This is a genomic window from Nocardia sp. NPDC004722, assembly GCF_053601505.1.
Genome location: NZ_JBSGBY010000798.1, coordinates 1 through 3,184, shown reverse-complemented (window position 1 = coordinate 3,184; position 3,184 = coordinate 1). Strand labels below are relative to the sequence as shown.

The window sequence follows — 3,184 nt, the reverse complement described above, 5'->3', positions numbered from 1 at the left end:
GTGACGACAGGCAGGCCGTTGCAGGGCATCGCTGAGCGGGCGACTCATAATGGTGCCCCACCGCTGAAGCCGACTCGTTCGATGAATCGAGTCAAGTCCGCGGTGGTGTAGCCCAGCAAGCGGCCGCGTTCGACTGCCATGAGCAGGAGTTGGGCCAGGATGGTGGCGCCCCAGCCGTTTTTGCCGTCGGTGATCCATTCGCCGACCTTCTCCACGCCGGCGTCGGTGAGGAACAGGCCGTGGGTTTCACGGATTTCGGCGCACGTTGTGGCTATGGCGTCGAGGAGGTCGGTGCCGGGACGGACGCATTCGAAGCCGAAGGAGTAGTCGAGGTCGCCGACTGAACATCCCTGCGGCAGAGTCGATTTGATGGCGGCGTAGCGAGGATCGTCGGGGCGGGCGTCGTGGGAGCCGAAGTAGCTCTCCATGAGAACGAATCGGTGATGACCGGGTGGAGGCGGGGGTGGCGGACGGTAGGCGACTAGGCCGAACGCCTCCTGGACCTGGGCCGTGGCCTCGTCGCGCGATTCGTGGGCGATGGTCACCGACCTCTCGCCGTCGTTGCCGGTTACGTGCCAGAGGCCGCTATCTTGATCTTGGCTGTAGGAGAACCGAATGCTCATGACTGGTATTCGGAGCGGAGGGGACAGGAAGAGACGGGAATGCTGCGATGAAGGTGTTGATGCGTGCCGGGTTGGTCGCAATTCTGGTGTCGCTGATTTCGGCTTGCGGGGTCTTCGGGCCGCCGGACGGGACCACGCGGAAGAAGGAGCAGCAGGGTTGTGATCGTGGCACCTTCGATTTCGACCCCCGCGGCGGCGCACAGCCTTTGGGCTCGAGCGACCTTCTCTATCGGAAGATGCTCGAGGCGCTGAGAAGTACGGAGACGATCCCGATGTTGGATCTGACCCACTCGGCCGACTGGTCCGATGACTGGGATCGGATGGTCGGGGTCTGGGAGCACACGGAGCAGGACGAACTGAATTCGCGTGCTCAGACGCCGGGGTACTGCTGGAAGCACCTCCCGCCGTCATTGCCGACGTCCGATAATCCGTCAGATGGGTTCTACCTGTTCATCAAGGGTCAGCGGCCGGTGCAATTCGTCCGATACCGGATCAGCGAGTATCCGATCCAGTTGCTGAGGGGTGTGGTGGTGACCAAGGAGACGGTGCTGGTCCGCCGCGCCTCGTTCCTCCGGCCGGAGTAGACCAGCATCTATCCGGCTCCCGGAGCTTGATCGCACCTACTTGATCGGGACGTGGACTGTTCCGTCGGCGATCCCGACGTACCGGTCGACCAGGATCGGCACAATTCCGGGCTGGGCGGGTGCGTCCTGCCCCGACTGTGCGTCGAGTGAGACTCCCTGGCCTCGGGCATCCTGGCCGTAGATCAGGCCGTGGTAGACAGCGGTGATCTTCGGTGGTTCGCGGGTTGCCGATTGTTCGAGTGACCAACGGGGTTGGGTGGGGGACTTGATGTCGAAAGTGAGGATGTCGCCGCCGGCGTGGGATTGGCAGACGACCGTGACGGCAGCGTCGAACTGGCATTCCAGGCCGCCGGTCTTCGGCTGGTGGTAGGCGACCGCACCGGATTTCGGGTCGGCGACGTCGAGTCCGCCGCGTTCGCTTGCGATTATGACGAATCCGGGGACATTCGAGGTCGCGAAGCGGGTGTAGGAGCCGGAGACGCGCCGCCATTGCTCGTTGCCGTCCGCGATGGAGAGGCCAAGCAGTGTCTGGGTTTCCGGGCCGCCGGCCGCGACGAGCCCGACGACTTCTCCCTCTGCGGCATGGCCCGGGTAGAAGCCATCACGCTGCCATCGGACTTGGTGGTTGTCACGGTCGACTACCCAGGCTTTCGCTCTCGCCGGTGTCGGGTACGGCGGATCCGGCAGGGCCGGCGCCGCCCCGATCACGACCGATGTGTCTGTCACGCTGATGATTTCAAGGGGGTAGCGGCCGAAGTCTGCGCCGAGGTCGACGGTGGTCTGCCATTGCTGGGCGCCGGTCTTGGCGTCCGAAGCCGAAAGTTGCCATGCGTAGCGGTCCCGGCTTGTGCCGGTGCCGGGGAGCATTCCTCCGAACAACGTGAATACCGTCGTATCTCGGACTTTGGGTGCTGCGCTACTCCAGAAGGTGGGTGCCGCAAAGCCCTCCGCCCGAGGCGATATGGTCGGCCGCATCGACCAGGTGACGCGCGCATTCGCTGAGTCGAAGGCTTGCAACCCGTTGGTGGTGGCGCAGAACAGCACGCCATCGCCCAATGCGCACGATCGACTCGACGGAGGCGGATCCATCCGCGGGAGCTGGGCAGCCGGAGCGGGATTGAAGGCCTGTGGTGGATCGAATGGGGTGTGTTGAACCGTACGTACCGATGGCACAGACGGTTTCGCTTGGTCGCTGCTGCCGGGACCTGCGCAGGCGACACCGCTTCCCACCAAGAGCAAGACCAGCGCAAACGACCAGCGTGAGCAAGAACGACTGCGAGCCATCTGAATTCCCCTCATCTCGTACCTCGATCGATGACCTCTTCGTGCGCGGGGGATCGTATGGGCTGCGATCAGCAGAGTTGGAGGGAACTGGAACTCTGCGCCACCCGGGTTGGGCGGTTGTAGGAGAGCAGGAGGTCGGGGGTGCGGTGGCGGCGGATTATGAGGTCGAGGGCTTGGGGGAAGGTGGGGCCCAGGAGGTGGAGGGCTAGGACGCCGTCGGAGACTACTCGGCCGTCGTCGAGGATTAGGAGGAAGGTTGTGCCGGTGGAGTTGGCGGCTAGGGGGGTCATGCGGTGGCCTAGGGCGGATTCGAAGTCGGCGTAGCGGTCGTACATGCCGTGGGCTACGTCGATGGGGTCGAAGTGGAGGGGGTCGGCTGGCCATAGGGCGCCGGGGAGTTCGGGGGGATGGATTGCGAGGTTGCCGTAGCTTTCGAGCACCGTTACGGCGGGTGGGGCGATGTGGAAGCCCTCGGCGTCCAGGCGGTCGATCCAGTCGGTGATGTCGATTCGGCGGGTGGGGGTCCAGCCCGCCGCGGTGACAGCCTGTGCCGTAAGAGGATTCGGCCAGAAGAAGCGCATAGAGATTATTCGCCGCTGAAATGCTGTGGGTGCGTATCGATTTGATCTAAATGACTGAATGCCACAGAAACGCAGAAACCCCCTGACTGAAGTCAGGGGGTTTCGCGAATGA

4 protein-coding genes are annotated in these 3,184 nt (G+C 63.9%); 1 reads left to right on the top strand and 3 read right to left on the bottom strand.

From position 1 onward, the window contains the following. Positions 1 to 44: 44 nt before the first annotated feature. A complete protein-coding gene (locus ACWELQ_RS42060; RefSeq protein ID WP_452402569.1) occupies positions 45 to 623 on the bottom strand; it encodes a hypothetical protein in 579 nt (192 codons plus the stop codon). A 47-nt stretch (positions 624 to 670) separates the two neighbouring features. On the opposite strand from ACWELQ_RS42060, the gene ACWELQ_RS42055 reads away from it, so the two are divergent. Next, positions 671 to 1,207: a hypothetical protein gene (locus ACWELQ_RS42055; protein ID WP_452402568.1), complete on the top strand. Its 537-nt coding sequence runs from the start codon at positions 671 to 673 to the stop codon at positions 1,205 to 1,207. 36 nt (positions 1,208 to 1,243) lie between these two features. Here the strand turns inward: ACWELQ_RS42055 and ACWELQ_RS42050 are convergent, their stop codons facing one another. After that, complete coding sequence (locus ACWELQ_RS42050; protein ID WP_452402567.1) at positions 1,244 to 2,263, bottom strand: outer membrane protein assembly factor BamB family protein; 1,020 nt, start codon at positions 2,261 to 2,263, stop codon at positions 1,244 to 1,246. A 296-nt stretch (positions 2,264 to 2,559) separates the two neighbouring features. Next, positions 2,560 to 3,072, bottom strand: a complete 513-nt coding sequence (locus ACWELQ_RS42045) for an SUKH-3 domain-containing protein (protein WP_452402566.1) — start codon at positions 3,070 to 3,072, stop codon at positions 2,560 to 2,562. Positions 3,073 to 3,184 lie beyond the last annotated feature (112 nt).